General features: G+C 64.0%; 19 protein-coding genes. 7 read left to right on the forward strand and 12 right to left on the reverse strand.

From position 1 onward, the window contains the following. The first annotated feature begins 112 nt into the window (after positions 1-112). The gene (locus tag Q390_RS0101685; protein ID WP_245606841.1) at positions 113-1246 is read left to right on the forward strand and encodes a TFIIB-type zinc ribbon-containing protein; all 1134 of its coding nucleotides are present in this window, start codon (positions 113-115) and stop codon (positions 1244-1246) included. A gap of 23 nt (positions 1247-1269) precedes the next feature. On the opposite strand, the gene Q390_RS0101690 is transcribed toward Q390_RS0101685, so the two are convergent. Further along, entirely contained in the window at positions 1270-3276 is a 2007-nt protein-coding gene (locus Q390_RS0101690; RefSeq protein WP_027994518.1) for a lytic transglycosylase domain-containing protein, read from the reverse strand. 14 nt (positions 3277-3290) lie between these two features. Here Q390_RS0101690 and Q390_RS0101695 point away from each other — a divergent pair, with 14 nt between their 5' ends. Continuing rightward, entirely contained in the window at positions 3291-3863 is a 573-nt protein-coding gene (locus Q390_RS0101695) for a 5-formyltetrahydrofolate cyclo-ligase (protein WP_027994519.1), read from the forward strand. Positions 3864-3906: 43 nt separating this feature from the next. After that, positions 3907-4590 carry a glutathione S-transferase family protein gene (locus Q390_RS0101700; protein ID WP_027994520.1) on the forward strand — a complete coding sequence of 228 codons (684 nt, stop codon included), beginning with the start codon at positions 3907-3909 and terminating at the stop codon, positions 4588-4590. 21 nt (positions 4591-4611) lie between these two features. Here the strand turns inward: Q390_RS0101700 and Q390_RS0101705 are convergent, their stop codons facing one another. After that, positions 4612-5073, reverse strand: a complete 462-nt coding sequence (locus Q390_RS0101705) for a hypothetical protein (RefSeq protein ID WP_027994521.1) — start codon at positions 5071-5073, stop codon at positions 4612-4614. Further along, positions 5070-5780 carry a 7-cyano-7-deazaguanine synthase QueC gene (gene queC / locus Q390_RS0101710; protein ID WP_027994522.1) on the reverse strand — a complete coding sequence of 237 codons (711 nt, stop codon included), beginning with the start codon at positions 5778-5780 and terminating at the stop codon, positions 5070-5072. The genes Q390_RS0101705 and queC overlap by 4 nt, the downstream gene beginning before the upstream one ends. A 43-nt stretch (positions 5781-5823) precedes the next feature. On the opposite strand from queC, the gene Q390_RS0101715 reads away from it, so the two are divergent. Further along, positions 5824-7086, forward strand: coding sequence for a multifunctional CCA addition/repair protein (locus Q390_RS0101715; protein WP_027994523.1), 1263 nt, complete (start codon positions 5824-5826; stop codon positions 7084-7086). 10 nt (positions 7087-7096) lie between these two features. Here the strand turns inward: Q390_RS0101715 and trxC are convergent, their stop codons facing one another. From trxC to Q390_RS0101735, 4 genes are all read right to left on the reverse strand, one after another. Next, complete coding sequence (gene trxC, locus Q390_RS0101720) at positions 7097-7534, reverse strand: thioredoxin TrxC (RefSeq protein ID WP_027994524.1); 438 nt, start codon at positions 7532-7534, stop codon at positions 7097-7099. A gap of 56 nt (positions 7535-7590) precedes the next feature. After that, positions 7591-8394: a sensor histidine kinase gene (locus tag Q390_RS0101725; protein WP_084153731.1), complete on the reverse strand. Its 804-nt coding sequence runs from the start codon at positions 8392-8394 to the stop codon at positions 7591-7593. Positions 8395-8399: 5 nt separating this feature from the next. Beyond that, the gene (glmU, locus tag Q390_RS0101730) at positions 8400-9863 is read right to left on the reverse strand and encodes a bifunctional UDP-N-acetylglucosamine diphosphorylase/glucosamine-1-phosphate N-acetyltransferase GlmU (RefSeq protein WP_027994526.1); all 1464 of its coding nucleotides are present in this window, start codon (positions 9861-9863) and stop codon (positions 8400-8402) included. Positions 9864-9963: 100 nt separating this feature from the next. Continuing rightward, entirely contained in the window at positions 9964-10725 is a 762-nt protein-coding gene (locus Q390_RS0101735) for a Crp/Fnr family transcriptional regulator (protein WP_027994527.1), read from the reverse strand. 145 nt (positions 10726-10870) lie between these two features. Here Q390_RS0101735 and Q390_RS0101740 point away from each other — a divergent pair, with 145 nt between their 5' ends. Further along, positions 10871-11272, forward strand: coding sequence for a BLUF domain-containing protein (locus Q390_RS0101740; RefSeq protein ID WP_027994528.1), 402 nt, complete (start codon positions 10871-10873; stop codon positions 11270-11272). A 94-nt stretch (positions 11273-11366) separates the two neighbouring features. On the opposite strand, the gene tyrS is transcribed toward Q390_RS0101740, so the two are convergent. Next, positions 11367-12599, reverse strand: a complete 1233-nt coding sequence (gene tyrS / locus Q390_RS0101745) for a tyrosine--tRNA ligase (protein WP_027994529.1) — start codon at positions 12597-12599, stop codon at positions 11367-11369. 191 nt (positions 12600-12790) lie between these two features. Here tyrS and Q390_RS0101750 point away from each other — a divergent pair, with 191 nt between their 5' ends. Then, on the forward strand, positions 12791-14152 hold the full coding sequence (locus Q390_RS0101750) for a M23 family metallopeptidase (protein WP_027994530.1): 1362 nt from the start codon (positions 12791-12793) through the stop codon (positions 14150-14152). Positions 14153-14168: 16 nt separating this feature from the next. After that, complete coding sequence (locus Q390_RS0101755) at positions 14169-15290, forward strand: anhydro-N-acetylmuramic acid kinase (protein ID WP_027994531.1); 1122 nt, start codon at positions 14169-14171, stop codon at positions 15288-15290. 13 nt (positions 15291-15303) lie between these two features. Here Q390_RS0101755 and erpA read toward each other — a convergent pair whose 3' ends face one another. The 4 genes from erpA to Q390_RS0101775 form a co-directional block, all read right to left on the reverse strand. Beyond that, positions 15304-15666 carry an iron-sulfur cluster insertion protein ErpA gene (erpA, locus tag Q390_RS0101760; protein ID WP_027994532.1) on the reverse strand — a complete coding sequence of 121 codons (363 nt, stop codon included), beginning with the start codon at positions 15664-15666 and terminating at the stop codon, positions 15304-15306. Positions 15667-15854: 188 nt separating this feature from the next. After that, positions 15855-16247 (reverse strand): 30S ribosomal protein S9, encoded by a 393-nt coding sequence (rpsI, locus tag Q390_RS0101765; protein ID WP_027994533.1) that lies wholly within the window; start codon positions 16245-16247, stop codon positions 15855-15857. A gap of 11 nt (positions 16248-16258) precedes the next feature. After that, complete coding sequence (gene rplM / locus Q390_RS0101770; protein WP_027994534.1) at positions 16259-16687, reverse strand: 50S ribosomal protein L13; 429 nt, start codon at positions 16685-16687, stop codon at positions 16259-16261. A 278-nt stretch (positions 16688-16965) separates the two neighbouring features. Continuing rightward, positions 16966-18960 (reverse strand): serine/threonine protein kinase, encoded by a 1995-nt coding sequence (locus Q390_RS0101775; protein ID WP_037471928.1) that lies wholly within the window; start codon positions 18958-18960, stop codon positions 16966-16968. Positions 18961-18993: the final 33 nt, after the last annotated feature.

An 18993-nucleotide genomic window follows, 5' to 3' on the forward strand; every position in this document is an offset into this window, starting at 1 on the left:
CCTCGTAGGTCGGGTTAGCGCAGCGTAACCCGACATTCTCAGCACCCCAGAGCACCTGTCGGGTTACGCCCTTTGGGCTAACCCGACCTACGGGCTCAAGTCATCGCCTCACATGCCACCCTCCACCACCACCATCCCGCCACCCGCCCAGCCGGCGATGGTCAAAAAGCACCCCTGCCCGGAGTGCGGCGCCAACCTGGAATGGAGCGCAACACGCCAGTCGCTGCAATGCCCGTACTGCGGCACGCTGGTGCCGTGGTCGGACGAGCAACGCGAGCAGTTGGGCAGCGAAGTGGCAGAGCAAGACCTGCAAGCGGCTCTGCGCAACCCCAGCGCCGGGCGCGGCTGGGGCCAAGAGCGGCGCGAGGTCCAGTGCCAAAACTGCCAGGCGATTTCGGTGTTTGTCGATGGCCGGGTGGCGCAGCGCTGCGACTTTTGCGGCTCGCCGGCCATCGTGGCGCACGAGGAGCGCAACGACGCCATCACGCCACAAAGCATCCTGCCGTTCAAGATCAGCGACGGCCAGGTGCGCGAGCGTATCCGCCAGTGGTATGGCTCGCGCTGGTTTGCGCCCAACAAGCTCAAAAACGCCGCGCTGACCGACACGCTGCGCGGCGCCTACCTGCCCTATTGGACGTTTGACGCCCATGTCGATGCCAGCTGGCAGGCCGATGCCGGTTATTACTACTACGTCACCGAGCAGTACCGCGACAGCAACGGCAATACGCAAACCCGCCAAGTGCGTCAGGTGCGCTGGGAGAGGGCGTCGGGTGATTTAAAACATTTCTTTGACGATGAATTAGTGCCCGGCACCGTCGGCGTGCATGAAAAGCTGCTGCGCCAAATCGAGCCGTTCCCGACCACCACCGACCTACAGCCGTACACGCCCGAATTTGTGCGCGGCTGGACGGTGGAGCGCTATCAGATCGACCTGGGCCGCGCCGCCCAGCGCAACGAAAAAGACATGGACGCGCAGGTGCAGCAGCTGTGCTCGGCCCAAGTGCCTGGCGACACCCAGCGCAACCTGCGCGTGCAGTGCCAGTACCAAGGCCGCACCTTCAAGCACATCCTGGTGCCGGTGTGGCTGGTCGGTTACACCTACGGGCGCACAACCTATCAGGTAGTGGCCAATGGCTACACCGGCACCATCGCCGGTGAGCAGCCGTACAGCTGGGTCAAGATTTTCTTCACCGCGCTGCTGGTGATCAGCGTGATAGCGCTGGTGCTGGCGGGCTCAGGGCGCTGAGTGCCTCACACCAGCACCACCAATCACGGCAAATCGCGGCTTGGATCGGGCGTCGTGGCATCGCGCGGGCCGATCTGGCCGAGGCGGCTTCTCAAAGACTGCGGCTGGCCGGTCAAGATGGCGGCGTAGTTGGTGGTGTTGGACAGCACCTTCTTGACGTAGTCGCGCGTTTCAGCAAACGGCACGTTCTCGGCCCAGATGGCAGCGTCCAGCACCGGGCCGTTGCGCCAGTTGCGCGGGCGCCCGGGGCCGGCGTTGTAGGCTGCGGCGGCCATCGGCATGGAACCGGCAAAGTCGTCCAGCGCCAGCTTGAGGTATGCCGTGCCGATGGTGATGTTGGTGTCGCGGTCGTTCAACTGCGCCGGCGTGAAGCTGGTCAGGCCGATTTTTTTGGCCGTCCAGCGCGCCGTCGCCGGCATCACCTGCATCAGGCCCGAGGCACCCACGCCCGAGCGCGCATCCATGATGAAGCGGCTTTCCTGGCGGATCAGGCCGTAAACGTAAGCCGGGTCCAGGCCAATGGTCTGGCTGCGCGCCACCACCGTGCTTTGGTAGGGCATCGGAAAGCGCTGCGTGTAATCAAACACGGTTTTGGTGCGCTCGCTGGTGTTGATGCAGCGATCCCAGACCTCGCGCTGGCAAGCCAAGTCGGCGGCAGCCAGCAATTCACGCTCGCTCATGCCACCTGGGTTGTGCAGGTTGGTGGCGTAGTTCCACTCACGCACGCCCTCACTGCGCAGGCCGATGGCAATGGCGTACAAGGCGCGGTTCAGCGCCGGGTTGGCACGCACCAAGGCCTTTTCCTGGGTGGTGAGCGGCGCGGGCGCCGGTGGCACCGTGATGCGTTGGCCCAGATCTTCCAGCGCCAGCTGCTCATAAAAGCCGCGCTGGCTGGCAATGCCCTGCAGCAGCAGCTGCGCCTCGGCGCGCTGCTCGTCGCCCGGCCGATCCTGCAACAGGGCATGTGCCCTCCAGTACGCCCAGGTGCTGTCCTGGCGTGCTTCGGCGCTCATGGCATTGATGGTTTTGCTCACCGTTTTCCACTCGCCGGCGCGCAGGGCGGCGCGCACTTTCCAGCCCAGCAGGTCGTCGTTCAGGTCCGCGTCCTTGGCCACTTTCTTGAAGTAGTCCATGGCCGTGGGCGAGAGGCGAAACGCCGCCTGCTTGCCGATCACGCCCCAGGTCCAGTTGCGTTCTTCGGGCGTCAGCTGGCCGCCCCATTTGTTCTCCAGCAGACTGGCCGCGCCGTCGGGGTCGCTGCTGGCCAGGCGGATCAGCCCCAACACCATCAGCTCCTGGCGCTGGCGCGTTGGCGCCGTGGCGCGGCTGTGCAGAAATTTCAGCGGGTTGCTGCTCAACTCAATCAGCTGCGGCAGCATGTCGGGCGCCACGATGGTGATGGCGTTGCGCGCTGCGCGCACACGGTTGGCCTCCACCGCCAGGCGCGCCTTGCGCCAGACATCCAGCGCTGGCAGCTGGCGCGCAGTAAACAGCTCGCCCGCCGCGTAGGTGCAGCCATCGTCGCCCTCGCGCTGGGCATACCAGTTGTCGCGCACCTGCGCCACCGCAGCCGCCGGCATGGCGGCGCCCATGTTCTCGATGGTCAGGGCGTAGCAGCGCACCTCACGGTCATCCGACATACGGTAATACGGGTGCTGCGCGGCAAAGCGGCCCCAGTCGCGCCGCTGGCCAAGCAACAGCAGCCAGTCATTGCGCAGGCGGTCTTCCTGGTAACTGCCGGCATAGCGCTGCAAGAAGGCGGATACTTCGGCGTCGCTGGCTTCGCCCAAACGCAGGCGCAGCTCCCAGTACGCAGCCCACGGTTCCAGTGCATGGCCGCGCGCGCCGGGCAGCAGCAAGCTGAGCTTTTTGCGATCCAACTTGCGAAACGCCTGTTGCATCTCGACCAGGGTGGCATCGCCCTGGGCTGGTGCTGTAGGCTGCGCAGCAACCTGGGCGGACAAGGGAAAAGCGGCGGTGGCGAGCACGGCACACGCCGCCAGTGGTGTCAAAATCTTGAGCAATTGCATGGGGGAATTATGTGATGGACAAAGCAGCCCTGCGGAAAACACTGGTGCAACAGCGCCTGGACTTACCCGATCGCCTGGCACGCGCCGACCTGTTGCAGCAAATTTTGCGTATCTGGCTGGTACACCGCACGGACACCGTGATTGGCGCCTATTGGCCGATCAAAGGCGAGTTTGATCCACTGCCGGCACTGCACCGCTGGAAGGAAGACGGCGAGCTGCTGGACGAACCACAGCTGCGCCGCATTGGCCTGCCAGTAGTCAATAAACAGCACAAGACGCTGACCTTCCACGCCTGGTACCCCGGCTGCCCGATGGAAGAAGACGCCTACGGCATCCCCAAACCCAAAGACACCGAACTGATCGTGCCGACGCTGCTGTTTGTGCCCTGCGTTGGCTACGCCGCCGGCGGCTACCGGCTGGGCTACGGCGGCGGCTTTTACGACCGCACCCTGGCCACGCTGCAGCCGAACCCCTTCACCGTCGGTCTGGGCTATACCCACGGCTACCTGGACGATTTCACGCCCGAGCCGCACGATCTGCCGCTGGACGCCATCCTGAACGACAACGGTGTGGTCTGGCCGGTGTGACCGGGCGGCTCCGCGCAATCCATCCCTGAAAGGCAGGCCCGCCATGCTCAAGCTGTATATCGGCAGTAAAAATTACTCGTCCTGGTCGCTGCGCCCCTGGCTGCTGATGCGCCAGACTGGGATTGCCTTTGATGAGGTGGTGGTGCGCTTTGACAGCTTTGCTGCCGACTCGCAGTTCAAGCGGACACTGCAGGGCATCAGCCCGACCGGCAAAGTGCCGGTGCTGGTCGATGGCGACCGGGTGGTGTGGGACACGTTGGCGATTGCCGAAACCCTGGCCGAACAATATCCGGACAAGCAGCTGTGGCCGCAGGACGCGCACGCCCGCGCCCAGGCGCGCAGCGTGGTGGCCGAAATGCACAGCGGCTTTACCGCGCTGCGCAGCGCCTGCCCGCAAAACATCGAAGCACAGCTGCCGGACACCGGCGCCCTGCTCTGGCGCGACCAGCCCGCCGTGCGCGCCGACGTCGCCCGCTTGGTCGAGATGTGGAGCGCGCTGCTAGCGCAGCACGGTGGCCCGATGCTGCTGGGCGACTTCAGCATTGCCGATGCGTTTTTTGCCCCGGTATGCATGCGCCTGGTGACCTATGCCCTGCCCGTGCCGGCACACATTGGCGCCTACATCGACCGCGTGCGCGCCCTGCCGGCGATGCAGGACTGGATTGCCGGCGCACTGGCCGAGCAGGACTTTCGCGCTTTTGAGGAGCCGTACCGGCTACAGCGCTGAGAGGACAGCGCGCCCTGCTTTTCAGCCCTGGCGGAACTGCTTGCGCAAGAACGGCTTGTGGCGCGCGATGTGCGCCATCTGCGCCTCGGCAATAGTGCCGCCCAAATTTTCGCCATCGCCATTGAGCACCTCGTTGGCGTAGCGCATGGCACGCGCCACCACTTCGGTTTCGCTCACGCCCTGCGCCGTCGCCAACTCCAGCGCCACACAGCGCATGGCGCGCTGGGACAGCATCCACATGGCGCCAAACGAGTCCCAAGCGGCCGCAGCTTCTTGAGATTTTTCGCGGTCGGCGAGGATTTCATTCAACGGCTTGGCGAGAATTTCTTGCAGGCTATCGACCTGCTGTTGCAGGTGTTCTGCACGCTCTTCCCATTGAGCGGCAGTAGCTTGAACAGCGCTAGCGCCCGCAGCAACAGGCACCGGCAGGCTGCCATCCGGATTCGGCTGGGCAATGGACAGGGAGGAAGAAAAGGAGGTCATAAAGTGCTTCCCTCTTGTGCGCGATAACCATCCCAGCCACGCGCACGCAGCGTGCAAGCCGGACACGTGCCACAGCCATAACCCCATTCGTGGCGCTGGCCGCGCTCGCCTTGGTAGCAGGTGTGGGTGTCTTCGACAATCAAGTCCACCAATGCCTGCCCGCCCAGCGATTCGGCCATGCGCCAGGTAGCGGCCTTGTCGATCCACATCAGCGGCGTTTCGATGCGCAGGCGCTGCGCCAGCCCTAAATTCAGCGCCAGCTGCATCGCCTTCATGGTGTCATCGCGGCAGTCCGGGTAACCCGAAAAATCGGTCTCGCACACGCCGGTCACGATCACCTGCAGGCCGCGCCGATAGGCCAGCGCACCGGCCAGCGTCAAAAACAGCAGATTGCGCCCCGGCACAAAGGTGTTGGGCAGACCATCGGCCTGCATGGCAAACGCGACATCCTCGGTCAGCGACGAGCCACCGATCTGGCGCAGCACATCGAGACTGAGCACATGGTCTTGGCCCAAGAACGGCTCCCATTGCGGAAAGCGCTCGCGCAGCCGCGCTAACACGACGGTGCGCGCCAGCATCTCGACGCTGTGGCGCTGACCGTAGTCAAATCCCAAGGTTTCAACGCGCTCATAGCGCTCCAAGGCATGGGCCAGGCAGGTGGTCGAATCCTGCCCGCCAGAGAAAAGAACGAGAGCGGTGGTGTGCATGGGGTGATTAGAACGGCTGGGCGCGCCCCCTACACTCGGGCGCATGAAAATTTACATGGTCGGCGGCGCGGTGCGTGACCGCTTGTTAGGGCGGGAGGTCAGTGACCGCGATTGGGTGGTGGTGGGCGCGACGCCAGAGCAAATGGTGGCGCAGGGCTATCTGCCGGTGGGGCGGGATTTTCCGGTGTTTTTGCACCCAAAAACCCGCGAGGAATATGCGCTGGCGCGCACTGAGAGGAAGAGCGGGCGCGGCTATCGGGGCTTTGTGGTGCAGACCTCGCCCGAGGTGACACTGGAAGAAGACTTGGCACGGCGCGACCTAACTATCAATTCGATAGCTACTAATGCACGTCCTAAAAGCGCTGCAGACTATTTTGACCCTTATCACGGCCAGCGCGATCTGGAAAAGCGCGTGCTGCGCCATGTCACCGACGCTTTCCGCGAAGACCCGGTACGCATCCTGCGTGTGGCGCGCTTTGCGGCGCGCTTGACCGATTTTTCCGTGGCGCCTGAGACGCTGCAGCTGATGCGCGAGATGGTGGCGCACGGCGAGGCCGATCACTTGGTGGCTGAACGCGTCTGGCAAGAACTGGCGCGCGGGCTGATGGAGGAGCAACCGTCGCGGATGTTTGAGGTGCTGCGCGCTTGCGGTGCGCTGGCGGTGGTGCTGCCCGAGGTGAACCGCCTGTGGGGCGTGCCGCAGCGTGCGGACCACCACCCCGAAATTGATACCGGCATCCACCTGATGATGGTGCTGGACATGGCCGCGCACCTGAAGGCGCCGCTGACGGTGCGCTTTGCTTGTCTGGTACACGACTTGGGCAAAGCCACCACGCCGGCGCATGTGCTGCCGCGCCACTTGGGCCACGAGGAGCGCAGCGCCCAGTTGCTCAAGGGGCTGGCCGCACGCCTGCGCGTGCCGCTGGACTGCCGCGAAATTGCCGATGTGGTGGCGCGAGAGCACGGCAATATCCACCGCAGCGCCGAACTGGACGCGGCCGCGCTGGTGCGGCTGATTGAGCGCTGCGACGGCATCCGCAAGCCCGAGCGTTTTGCTGAAATTTTGCTGGCCTGCGAGTGCGATGCACGTGGGCGCTTGGGGCGGCAAGCATCCGCCTACCCCCAGCGCCAGCGGCTGCGGGAAGCGCTGGTGGCGCTGCAAGCGGTTGCTACGGCAACCATAGCGGCTAGCGCAGCAGCAGCGGGCGTTACCGGGCCAAAAGTGGGTGAAATGATCCACGCCGCACGGGTCAAGGCGGTGGCGGCTTGGTTGGCCTCTGCAGCCACGCCAACACCCGCCGCCTGACCACACAAGCTCAGGCCGGCACCGACTGCACCCAGCGCACGATGTCGGCCGCACTGAGTGCGCCCGAGATACGCGCCGCTTCTTTACCGTTTTTGAACAACACCAGGGTCGGGATGCTGCGGATGTGGTAGGGCGCCGCGACTTGCGGGTGTGCCTCGGTATCAAGCTTGGCCAAGCGCATGTGCGGTTCCAGCTGACCGGCGGCTTGGACAAACGCCGGCGCCATCTGCCGGCACGGGCCGCACCACGGCGCCCAGAAATCCACCAGCATCGGAATCTGGTTGCGCTGCACCTGCTTGGCAAAGCTGGTGGCGTCCAGTTCGAGCGGCGCTGCCATAAACAGCGGCTGGTGGCAGCTACCGCAGTCGGGCGCGCTGGCCAACTGGGCCGACTGCACCCGGTTGGTGGTGTGGCAGTGCGGGCAGACGATGTGCAGAGCTTCGGTCATGGCGGGCTTTCTCAAGAGAAGTGGTGGTCACGACATCGGGCCAAAGGGACATAAATTCAAGCGGAGAAACGCACACTGACCGTACAACCGGCACCCAGCACCGCCGTGGCCTGGGCGTCGCCGCCATGGCGCTGGGCAATGGCGCGCACTGCCGCTAGGCCGGTACCGACCCCTTCAAACTCAGTCGCACGGTGCAGGCGCTGGAACATGCCAAACAGGCCGGCGGCCTGCGCCGGATTGAAGCCGGCGCCGTTGTCCTGCACGCGCAGCGTGACGCTGCCGTCGGCGCTGCATTCGCCCACGACGGCAATGCGCGCCGGATCGCACCCGCGCGTGAATTTGAGCGCGTTACCAACCAGCTCGGCCAGCAGCTGGCGCAACAGCGCGGCGTCGCCCTGCACGCTGGGCAGGTCGGGAGCGATATGCCACTGCACGACCCGGCCTTGCACCTGCGCGGCCAGCGTAGCCTGCACTTCGTGCGCCAGCGCGGTCAGCGCAACCGGCTGGCGCAGCAGGGGCGCGTGGGCGATGCGCGACAGCGCCAGCAGACCATCCAGCATGCGCCCCATGCGCCGCGCCGACTGGTCCATGGTGGATAGAAATTCCTGCGCCTCCGCCAGCGCTTCCCCCTGCAGGCCAGCGTCCTGCAGCAGTTCGGCCACCAACGGGCCATAGGAGGTGATGTGGCGCAGCGGCGCGCGCAAGTCGTGTGAGACGGCGCGCAAAAATTCTTCCTGCGCCGCACGCAGCGCGGCCAGTTCACGCTCGCGCTCGGCCAACAGGGCAAGCGCCTGTGACAGCGTTGGTGCTGGCAGCGGCGCTAACGCGGGCTCGGCAGCGGTGTCAAGCCAAGGCGCCATCCCGCTCATGGCTTGGGCAGCTTGGCAGGGCGCGTCCAGTTCGTCAGATGGACCTGTTTGCCGCGCGCCACGCCCAGCGCGCCCGCTGGCACGGCTTTGGTGACGGTCGAGCCGCCGCCCACAGTCGCACCAGCGCCAATGGTGATCGGCGCCACCAGCACGCAGTTGCTGCCAATGTGCACATCGGCCTCGATCACGGTACGGTGCTTGTTGGCGCCGTCGTAGTTGGCGGTGATGCTGCCGGCGCCGTAGTTGACGCGCTCGCCCACCGTGGCGTCGCCCAGATAGGCCAGGTGGTTGGCCTTGGCGCCATCGGCCAGGGTGGAATTTTTGACTTCGACAAAGTTGCCGATGTGTACCGCGCGGCCCAGCTGCGCGCCGGGGCGCAGGCGGGCGAACGGCCCGATCAGCGCACCCTCGCCCACCGCCACGCCGGCTTGCTCGCCATCGATGTGGGTGTAGGGGTGAATCACCGCACCCGCCGCAATCACCGCATTGGCAATGCAGCAGTGCGCGCCAATCTGCACGCCCTCGCCCAGTTCCACGCGGCCGGTGAAAATGCAGCCGACGTCGATTTCCACGTCCTGCCCGCAAACCAATGCGCCGCGCACACCGGTTCGTGGGTCGTCGCGCAGGTCAAAACGCGCCGGATCGGCCAAGCGCACGCCCTGCTCCATCAGCGCATGCGCCTGGCGCAGTTGGTAGGCACGCTCCAGCTCGGCCAGTTGCACCGGGCTGTTGACGCCGGCGACCTGCAACGCGTCACTGATGCGGTGCGCCAGCACTGGCACGCCATCCGCCACGGCCAGGGCGACGATGTCGGTCAGGTAATACTCGCCCTGGGCGTTGTGATTGGTCAAGCGGCCCAGCCACGGCGCCAGCAGGCGCGCCGGTACGGCCAGGATGCCGCTGTAGACCTCGGTGATGGCGCGCTGGGCCTCGCTGGCGTCCTTGTGCTCGACGATGGCCTGCACCGCACCCGCGGCGTTGCGCACGATGCGGCCATAGCCGGTCGGGTCGGGCAGCGTCACCGTCAGTAGCGCCAGCGCGCCGTCGTATACGTCATCGATCACGCCTTCCGAGGCAGCAATCAGCGCACGCAGCGTGTCCGGCTGGGTCAGCGGCACATCGCCCGACAGCACCACCACCGTGCCATCGGTACGCAACTGCGGCAGCGCCTGCTGCACGGCGTGGCCGGTGCCCAACTGCGGCTCCTGGCGAACAAATGCCAATTCAAATTCAGGGTTAAAAGTAGCACTAACGCTTGCTGCACCTGCGGTAGCAGCTTCTACTTCCATAGCACCATGGCCAGTGATGACGATGGCGCTGCGCGCCTGCAAATGCGCCGCCTGGTCCAGTACATGCTGCAGCAGCGGCCGCCCGGCCAGACGCTGCAAAACTTTGGGCAAACGGCTTTTCATGCGCGTGCCTTTGCCGGCGGCCATGATGAGGATGTCGAGTGGTGTCATAAAAACTCCGTGGTCCGGTGCGGTTGGTGGCGGCGCGCTCGCAGGCGGCGCACGCCCAGCGTACCGGCGCGATTATCGGGGCCGTGCGGCGCCAGCGGAACTACAACAGCGGCACACAGCGCGCCGGCTGGTCGTAGTACTCGGCCAGGCGTTCCAGCGCATGGGGATTGGGCAGGCGCAGCCGGCCGTGCGCGATGTCGTGCAACCCCAGTTTGGCCAGCCGGCGCAGCGTTTTGTTGGTGTGTACCAGTGACAGCCCCAACGCATCGGCAATGTGCTGCTGGTTGAGCGGAAAAGGCACACTGCCGCCCTCGGCCAGGCCCAGCCGCTCCAAGCGCCGGTAGAGGTGCATCAGCAGCATCGCCACACGCTCGGTGGCATTGCGCTGCCCGGTGGTCAGCAGGTTGTCGTCCACAAAGCTCTCGCCACGCGCCGACAGCCAGGTGATGTCATAGCCCAGCCGCGGCTCGGTGCGAAACAGCTCCCACAGGCGGTCGCCGGTAAACACGCACAGCGCGCAGTCGGTCACGGCCTCGACGCCGTGCGCGGCACTGTCGCCAAACTCCTGCTGCAAGCCCACCAGATCGCCTGGCAGCACGAAGTTGAGGATCTGCCGGCGCCCGTCGCTGAGCGTCTTGTAGCGAAACGCCCAGCCGGCGTACAGGGTGAACAACTTGCCGTTGGGGGCGTATTCGCGGATCACCGCCGCGCCGGCCGACACTGCCAGTACACCGCTGCGAAAAGATTCGATAAACGCCAGCTGCTGCGGCGTCACGGACGTGAACGCATCCGTCTGGCGCAGCCGGCAATCACTGCAGTGGGGTGGGCAAAATCTGACAGCAAGCGGAGGAACGTGGTGCATCGTGGGCGGATTCTAGAAGGGCGGCCAACCGGCCGCCCCACAGTGGCCCGTGGCACATGGGTTGCCGTTTGGCGTGTGGTGTGTGGTGTGTGGTGTGTCTTTTGACATTGCAATGACATGGAGGGTTGCTTACAGTGGTACGCCTATGACCTCGTCCCTGAACACCCTCTATGAAGTGCTGTATGTCAGCGTGCTGGCGCCCGGCGCTCCGGTCAGCGCCGTCGCGGAGATTGCCGGCCATGCGCGTGCCGCCAATGCGCAGCGCGGCATCACCGGCCTGCTGGTGTTTGACGGCAACGGCTTTTGCCAGCAGCTGGAGGGCACGCAAAAAAATGTGCTCTCCGCCATGGAGCGGATTAGCCAGGACGCCCGCCACGTGCAGATCAGTGTGGTGCACCACGGCCCGCTGACGGCGCGGCGTTTTTCTGACTTCAGCCTGGCTTTCAGCCCAGCAGAAGATGCCGACACGCTGGCGGCGCTGGCTTTGCTCGACGGCGAGGCGGCGCTGCAGGCATTCCATGCACTGCGTGCGAGCGTGCTGCTGTAAATAACACGCGCTTTGGCGCCAGCGCCTGCCAGCTAAAACCCTAGCTGCTGGCGCTTGCTGCACAAGCGTTGCAGCCAAATTCGCTGTATTTCTCTCAGGCCAGTGTCACGCGGGCAAATTTGCGCTTGCCCACCTGCACCACATAGCTGCCCACGTCCAGCTTCAAACCGCGCTCGCTGACCACGCTGCCGTCCACCCGCACACCACCGCCGTCGATCAGGCGATTAGCCTCACTGGTCGAGGGGGCCAAGTTGGCCTGCTTGAGCAGCGCGCCGATGCCCAGCGGCGCGCCGGACAGCGCCACTTCAGCAATCTCGTCGGGCACGCCGCCCTTGCTGCGGTTGATGAAGTCCTGCTCGGCCGCGTCGGCGGCAGCCGCGCTGTGAAAGCGTGCGGTGATTTCTTTCGCCAGCGCCACTTTGGCGTCCTTGGGATTGCGCCCAGCGGCAATCTCGGCCCTGAACGCGGCAATCTCGGCCAAGCTTTTAAACGACAGCAGCGTGTACCAGTCCCACATCAGCGTGTCCGAAATACTCAGCACCTTGGCAAACATGGTGTTGGCGTCTTCGGTGATGCCGATGTAGTTGTTTTTCGACTTGGACATCTTCTCGACGCCGTCCAGCCCGACCAGCAGTGGCATGGTGAGCACGCACTGCGGCTCCTGGCCGTATTCCTGTTGCAAGTGGCGACCCATCAGCAAATTGAATTTTTGATCCGTGCCGCCCAGCTCGAGGTCGGCCTTGAGCGCCACCGAGTCGTAACCCTGCATCAACGGGTACAAAAACTCATGCACTGCAATCGGCGTGCCGGCCTTGAAACGGTCGTGAAAGTCGTTGCGCTCCATCATCCGTGCCACAGTAAATTTGGCGGCCAGCTGGATCATGCCGGTGGCACCCAGCGGCTCGCACCACTCGCTGTTGTAGCGAATCTCAGTTTTGGCCGGGTCGAGCACCAAACTGGCTTGCTGGTAATAGGTTTCGGCGTTGAACTTGATTTGCTCCGGCGTCAACGGCGGGCGCGTGTTGTTGCGCCCGGACGGGTCGCCAATCAGGCTGGTGAAGTCGCCAATCAAGAAAATCACCTGGTGGCCCAGGTCTTGCAGCTGGCGCATTTTGTTCAGCACCACGGTGTGGCCGATGTGGATGTCGGGCGCAGTCGGGTCCAGGCCGAGCTTGATGCGCAGCGGCTGGCCGCTGGCTTGAGAGCGTGTCAGCTTCTTTACCCACTCGTCTTGCGGCAGCAGTTCCTGCACGCCGCGCAGCGAGACTTCAAGCGCTTGTCTTACATCTTCGGACACCGCAACCGGTGTAACAAAATCTTGATTCATAAGGGTTTTCCTGGGGTGCTCGGGCGTCGCCCTGGCTATAATTCGGGCCACATTGCAGTGGCGGATTCTACGTAGTCCCGCTATTTCGACCCGCTCGAACGGCTGCATCCTGACAGTTTGTGCGTTCCGAAGCCCTCGTGCTGATCCAGCCCGGTGCCCCACGGACACACGCTCACCCTGGGGATTTACCTTTGAAATACGGTTTCACCACCGCCAGCCAGGCATTGCTTGGCCGGTTGTCTCGCAGCATTCAGCAGCATCCCAAACGCATCACGGCCGCTCTGGCCACGGTTCTACTGACCGGCGGCGGCGGCGCGTTTGCCGTGGCCTCGTTTGGCCCCGATCCGGTCGATTTGCCGGTGACCCTGATCGAGCAGCCGGTGGAATCGCTGGCCAGTGGTCAATCCCTGGCCGAGTTGATCGACCGGCCCGGGTTTTCGCTCTACCGCTCTGGCCACGTCCGCGCCAGCGATACCGCTGAATCGCTGCTCCGGCGCCTGGGCATTGCCGATCCGGCCGCCGCCGCTTTTTTACGCCGCGATGCCAACGCCCAGCGCAATCTGCTGGGGCGCACCGGGCGCATCCTCTCGGCCGAAACCTCGGACGACCACCGTTTGGTGCGCATCACGGCACGCTGGGCGCACGACGACGACGGCACCTTCCAGCGCCTGGTGATCGAAAAATCAGGCAACGGCTTTGTCTCGCACATCACTTCGGCCCCGCTCACCACCTCCAGCCGTCTGGCCGGCGGCGTGGTGCGCAGTTCGCTGTTTGCCGCCACCGACGCGGCCAGCATCCCGGACGCCGTGGCCGTACAGATGGCCGAGCTGTTTTCGGGCAATATCGACTTTCACCGCGCCCTGCGCCAAGGCGACCGCTTCTCGGTGGTCTACGAAACCCTGGAAGCCGACGGCGAACTGCTGCGCAGCGGCCGCGTGCTCAGCGCTGAATTCCACAACAACGGCAAGACGCACCAGGCCATGTGGTTCCAGGAGCCGGGCGCGAGCAAAGGCGCCTACTACACGCTCGCGGGCCAGAACATGCGCCGCGCCTACCTGACCTCCCCGGTCGAGTTCTCGCGCGTTTCCAGTGGCTTCAAGATGCGCTTTCACCCCATTCTGCAAACGTGGCGCGCCCACCTGGGCACCGACTTTGCTGCACCTTCGGGCACCGCCGTGCGCACCGTCGGCGACGGTGTGATCGAGTTCGCCGGGGTGCAGAACGGCTATGGCAACGTGGTGTACGTCAAGCACCGCAACCAGCACGTCACCGTGTATGCCCACCTGAGCCGCATCGACGTGCGCACCAACCAGGCGGTGGACCAGGGCCAGACCCTTGGCGCCGTCGGCGCCACCGGCTGGGCCACCGGCCCACACCTGCACTTTGAATTCCGCATCAACGGCCAACAGCAGGACCCGATGCTCATCGCCCAGCAAAGCGAATCCGCCCAGCCGGTGTCGGCCGCTGCACGCCCCGCATTCAACCGCCTGGCCGCCAGCATGCGCATGCAGCTGACCTCGGCCGAACTGATCGAGCAAGCCAGCGCCGACTGAGCCATCTGCGCCCTGCATGTCTGAGCTGTACATCGGCCTGATGTCGGGCACTTCGCTCGACGGTGTGGACGGCGTTTTGGTTGATTTTTCAGACTCAAAATGCCTTGTAAGGCAGCACTGGTCAGCACCACTAGCTACCGAATTAAGAGCGGAGCTGCTGGCCTTGAATACCGCTGGTGCCGATGAGTTGCACCGCGCCGCGCTCGCTGCCAATGCCCTGGTGCGCACCTATGCCGACACCGTACAGGCGCTGCTGGCAGACAGCGGCGTGGTCGCCAGCGCCGTGCGCGCCATCGGTGCCCACGGCCAGACGGTGCGCCACCGCCCGCAGGCCTTTGATGGCACCGGCTACACCCTGCAGCTGAACAACCCGGCGCTGCTGGCAGAACTGACTGGCATCACCGTGGTGGCCGATTTTCGCAGCCGCGACGTCGCCGCAGGCGGGCAGGGCGCGCCGCTGGTGCCCGCCTTTCACCAACATGTCTTTGCCCAGCCGCAGGCCACGATGCTGGTGCTGAATATCGGCGGTATTTCCAACCTGAGCGTGCTAGGCGCTAAAGACGATGCTCAGGGCCAAGTGCTGGGCTTTGACTGCGGGCCGGGCAACGCGCTGATGGACTACTGGTGCCAGCGCCACACCGGCCAACCATTTGACCGGGACGGCGCCTGGGCGGCCACTGGCACGCTGTTGCCGGCCTTGCTGGCGCAGTGCCTGGCCGAACCTTATTTGCACCAGCCACCGCCCAAGAGCACCGGCCGCGACTTGTTCAATCCGCACTGGCTGCACGCGCAACTCGATACGCACGGCAATGCGGCGCCGCAAGACATACAGGCCACATTGACCGAATTGACCGCTAGCGCTTGTGCCAGCAGCGTAAGCAGCTATGGAAAAAAGAGTAAAAATCTAGCCGTCTGCGGCGGTGGCGCCTTCAATCAGCATTTGATGCACCGCCTGCAAGCCTTGCTGCCCACAGTGGCAGTACAACCGTCTGATGCCTATGGCCTACCCGCGCAACAGGTCGAGGCGGCGGCCTTTGCCTGGCTGGCACGGCAAACGCTGTGTGGCGCCCCCGGCAACTTGCAAAGCGTCACGGGCGCCCAAGGTGCCCGTGTGTTGGGGGCGATCTACCCCGCGTGAGTCAAGAAAACGGTCAGGAAAAGCTGGAGCCACAACCGCAGGTGGAGGTGGCGCCGGGGTTCTTGATGACGAATTGCGCGCCCTGCAGGTCTTCCTTGTAGTCAATCTCGGCACCGACGAGGTACTGAAAACTCATGGCATCGATCAGCAGCGACACGCCATTTTTGGTCATGACAGTGTCATCGTCATTGGTGATTTCATCGAAAGTGAATCCGTACTGAAAGCCGGAGCAACCGCCGCCTTGCACGAACACGCGCAATTTCAGCTCAGGGTTGCCCTCCTCGGCGATCAAATCCGCCACCTTGGCCGCCGCGCTCTCGGTAAAGATGATCGGATCGGGCATTTGGGTGGGGATGTTTTCGGCAACTGCGCTCATGGGGGCTTCTCCAATTCAGGGTTTTGGCTTGGATGCTACTGCAAAGCATCCAGAGAGCGGAACTGCTGCGCTCTTGACGCCAATTTGAGTGTGGGCTTTTGCGGCGCTTGTCCGTGTTCACACACAGGCACAAAAAAGGCCGCAGCAAGCAAGCTTGCAGCGGCCTTTTGGCAAACAATACCGGCGGATTAACGCTTGGAGAACTGCTTGGCGCGGCGAGCCGAGTGCAAGCCGACCTTTTTACGCTCCACTTCGCGGGCATCGCGCGTCACGAAGCCGGCTTGGCTCAGTGCGGGCTTGAGCGTCGCGTCGTAATCGATCAGGGCACGGGTGATACCGTGGCGGGCTGCACCCGCCTGGCCGGACTCACCACCGCCGTGCACGTTGATCATCACGTCGAAGGTTTCGGCGTGGTTGGTCAACATCAGCGGTTGCTTGGCGATCATGATCGAAGTACCGCGGCCAAAGTAAGACTCGATGTCCTTACCGTTGATCGTGATCTTGCCACTGCCTTTTTTCAGAAACACGCGGGCGACGCTCGATTTGCGACGGCCGGTGCCGTTGTTCCATTCACCAATCATCTCAAGGCTCCTTAGAGTTCCAGCACTTTAGGCTGTTGGGCAGTGTGGGGATGCTCTGCACCGCCGTACACCTTGAGCTTCTTGATCATGGCGTATCCCAGCGGGCCCTTGGGCAGCATGCCCTTGACAGCCTTTTCCAGCGCGCGGCCGGGGTGCTTGGATTGCATGTCACGGAAGCTGGTGGCCGTGATACCGCCGGGGTAACCCGAGTGGCGGTAGTAAATCTTGTCGGTCGACTTGGCGCCGGTGACTTTGAGTTGCGCAGCATTGATGATGACGATGAAGTCACCGGTATCAACGTGAGGCGTATAAATGGCTTTGTGTTTGCCGCGCAGACGGAGGGCAACTTCGCTGGCTACCCGTCCGAGCACCTTATCGGTGGCGTCAATCACAAACCACTCGTGTACGACCTCAGCGGGTTTGGCGCTGAAAGTTTTCATGAGTTTTCTCTTTCGAGGGTTCGACCAGCCAGAAGGGGCTAGCATCCTTGGAGCTCTTTTCCACGGTCGGCGTTTCTCTTCAATGGAAACCTCTTAGGTGGTAATTGCACATCAACCTTTCGGGTGACACACACTTCGCCGCGGAGCCGCGCAAGCGCTGCGAAGCCTGCAATTATACAAAGACATTGATCAATGTGCCTATGGTGAATAGCCCGGCAGGCCAGCGATGTCGGATCCATGCGACGCCACAGCCCTGTCACAGCGCGCCGCGTTACGCATCAATTGCCCGAGACGCTATTAGCCTGTTTTTGCAAGCGGCTGCGGTGCTCGGCGCACAGGGCCAGGGCGGCATTGGCGGGTTTGGCGCATTCGCTGTAAACGCAGGCGCTGCGCGTGAAGAAATTGGTGTCGGCGCACAGCGCCTGGGCAGGCTCGGGAGGCGGCTTGGACGCTGGCACTGCAGGCGCCGGAGTGGGCACCGGCGCTGCTGAGGATGCGGGTAAGCCCTCTGACACAGCGCTGACCTTGGCGCTGCGCCGTTGTGGCGCTGCGGATGCGGCCTCCGGGTGTTTGGACGACACATCGACAAACGCGGGCAGAGGTCCGGCAGGCACTGCGGGCGATGCACTTTCAGTCACCACCTCCTTCTGCGGCACCGGCTCCGGCGCGCGGGCCAATGTCGGTGCGGCAGGCGCAGGCTCTGGCTCCGCCATTTCAGTGATCATGGTGTCTTCAGCGGTCGATGCAGGGGTATGCCCCATCCAGCCATACCCAAGCGCGCCCAGAGACACCACTGCAGCCGCCAGCCAGGCGATGCGGCGCAGCGGTTTTTTGCGTGTTGGCTGCGGCGGCGCAGACGCCGCCGCCCACAAAGGCGCTGAGGCAGGCGGTGTGCTGCCGTGCTCCAGATCGTCGCGAAGAACAGAGTCGCCCGCATCCAGAAAAATAGCCTCATGGGAATCTTCGATTACCACAGGCCCCGCAGACGCCAGCACAAAGTCCGTGTCATCTACTGGTGCGGGCGCACTGGCATGGGCGACGGGCAGCGGAAGCACGGGCGCCACCGCTGGCAAAGCATCTGGCCTGCTGGGGGCGGCCAGCACGGGCGCTACCGCCGACTCGGTCGCTGCGGCAGCATCCGACAGCACCTCCCCTGGCGCCGGCAGAGCAGGCGTACCGCCCTCCCGACTGCTGAAGCGGCCACTCAATTGCCCCAGCAGCGCATTGGTCAAATCTACCGTAGGGGCCGTCAGGCCCGGGCCGGCCTGATCGGTGGGCTCGACCCAGATATCGCCCAATTCGGCACGAAAATCAAAATGCTCCAGCGCCGCTGGCGGTGACACCATGTCCAGGGTGTACAAAAAAGCATCAATGCTCTGAGGGCGGTCTTCCGGACGCAGCGCCAGCGACTGCCCCACGGCAGCCACAAACGCTGGTGAATAAGCCTGGCCAAATTGGTCATGCACCGTCTTGGCAACGCGAGCAAACGGCACCATGCGATCGCGAATGGAGCGCAGTGTGGATGGCAGCGGCGTGTCGTTGCACAAACAGCCGTGCACTACGGCGGCAAGCGAATAGAGATCGCCCCACGGCCCTTGCGGCAGGTCAGCGTCACCATCGGCGTATTGCTCGATGGGCGCGTAGTTGACCTTCAGGACGGCGGTATGTTTGTGGTCGCGGTCATTGATGGCGTGGCGCGCTGCACCCAGATCGAGCAGCACTGGCGGGCCCATGTCCTGCAAAAAAATATTGTCCGGAGAAATATCGCGGTGCAGCGTCTGGCTCTCGTGCAGCATGCGCAGGGCGCCCAGCACCGACCACAGGACTTGGCGCAACCAAGCCTCGGGCGGTGGCGTGCGCATCTGCGCTCGTGCCTGCTTCAGGGTCATACCGTTGTACAGCGGCATGACCATATAGGCGGTGTTGTGCGCTTCCCAGAAGCGAAACACCTTAACCAGGGAAGGATGGTCAAACTGGGCCAGCAGGCGTGCTTCGCCGACAAATGATTTCAGACCCGATTGGAAGGCCGGCTGGTCGCTGAGAGTGCGCACTGAGACCGAAAGTCCTTCAGCGCGCCCCGCCAGGGCCAGCGGCAAATACTCTTTGATGGCCACAGCGCGGTGCAAGGAATGATCAAACGCCTTGTATACCACCCCAAACCCGCCCACCCCCAGGATCGACAGAATCTCGAACTCGGCCAGACGCGTGCCAGGTGACAGTGCATCAGCATGGGGAGCCTCTTTCACGGCGGCAGAACAGGGGATGTCGATCATGGAGAGAGCGGGCGGCACGGGGTAGAAGAAAAA

The organism is Simplicispira psychrophila DSM 11588 (assembly GCF_000688255.1).
GTDB classification, from domain to species: Bacteria; Pseudomonadota; Gammaproteobacteria; order Burkholderiales; family Burkholderiaceae_C; genus Simplicispira; species Simplicispira psychrophila.

Coding starts and splice junctions, on each gene's coding strand:
- Q390_RS0101685 (WP_245606841.1), top strand. CDS start 113: ATGCCACCCTCCACCACCACCATCCCGCCACCCGCCCAGCCGGCGATG.
- Q390_RS0101690 (WP_027994518.1), bottom strand. CDS start 3,276: ATGCAATTGCTCAAGATTTTGACACCACTGGCGGCGTGTGCCGTGCTC.
- Q390_RS0101695 (WP_027994519.1), top strand. CDS start 3,291: ATGGACAAAGCAGCCCTGCGGAAAACACTGGTGCAACAGCGCCTGGAC.
- Q390_RS0101700 (WP_027994520.1), top strand. CDS start 3,907: ATGCTCAAGCTGTATATCGGCAGTAAAAATTACTCGTCCTGGTCGCTG.
- Q390_RS0101705 (WP_027994521.1), bottom strand. CDS start 5,073: ATGACCTCCTTTTCTTCCTCCCTGTCCATTGCCCAGCCGAATCCGGAT.
- queC (WP_027994522.1), bottom strand. CDS start 5,780: ATGCACACCACCGCTCTCGTTCTTTTCTCTGGCGGGCAGGATTCGACC.
- Q390_RS0101715 (WP_027994523.1), top strand. CDS start 5,824: ATGAAAATTTACATGGTCGGCGGCGCGGTGCGTGACCGCTTGTTAGGG.
- trxC (WP_027994524.1), bottom strand. CDS start 7,534: ATGACCGAAGCTCTGCACATCGTCTGCCCGCACTGCCACACCACCAAC.
- Q390_RS0101725 (WP_084153731.1), bottom strand. CDS start 8,394: ATGGCGCCTTGGCTTGACACCGCTGCCGAGCCCGCGTTAGCGCCGCTG.
- glmU (WP_027994526.1), bottom strand. CDS start 9,863: ATGACACCACTCGACATCCTCATCATGGCCGCCGGCAAAGGCACGCGC.
- Q390_RS0101735 (WP_027994527.1), bottom strand. CDS start 10,725: ATGCACCACGTTCCTCCGCTTGCTGTCAGATTTTGCCCACCCCACTGC.
- Q390_RS0101740 (WP_027994528.1), top strand. CDS start 10,871: ATGACCTCGTCCCTGAACACCCTCTATGAAGTGCTGTATGTCAGCGTG.
- tyrS (WP_027994529.1), bottom strand. CDS start 12,599: ATGAATCAAGATTTTGTTACACCGGTTGCGGTGTCCGAAGATGTAAGA.
- Q390_RS0101755 (WP_027994531.1), top strand. CDS start 14,169: ATGTCTGAGCTGTACATCGGCCTGATGTCGGGCACTTCGCTCGACGGT.
- erpA (WP_027994532.1), bottom strand. CDS start 15,666: ATGAGCGCAGTTGCCGAAAACATCCCCACCCAAATGCCCGATCCGATC.
- rpsI (WP_027994533.1), bottom strand. CDS start 16,247: ATGATTGGTGAATGGAACAACGGCACCGGCCGTCGCAAATCGAGCGTC.
- rplM (WP_027994534.1), bottom strand. CDS start 16,687: ATGAAAACTTTCAGCGCCAAACCCGCTGAGGTCGTACACGAGTGGTTT.
- Q390_RS0101775 (WP_037471928.1), bottom strand. CDS start 18,960: ATGATCGACATCCCCTGTTCTGCCGCCGTGAAAGAGGCTCCCCATGCT.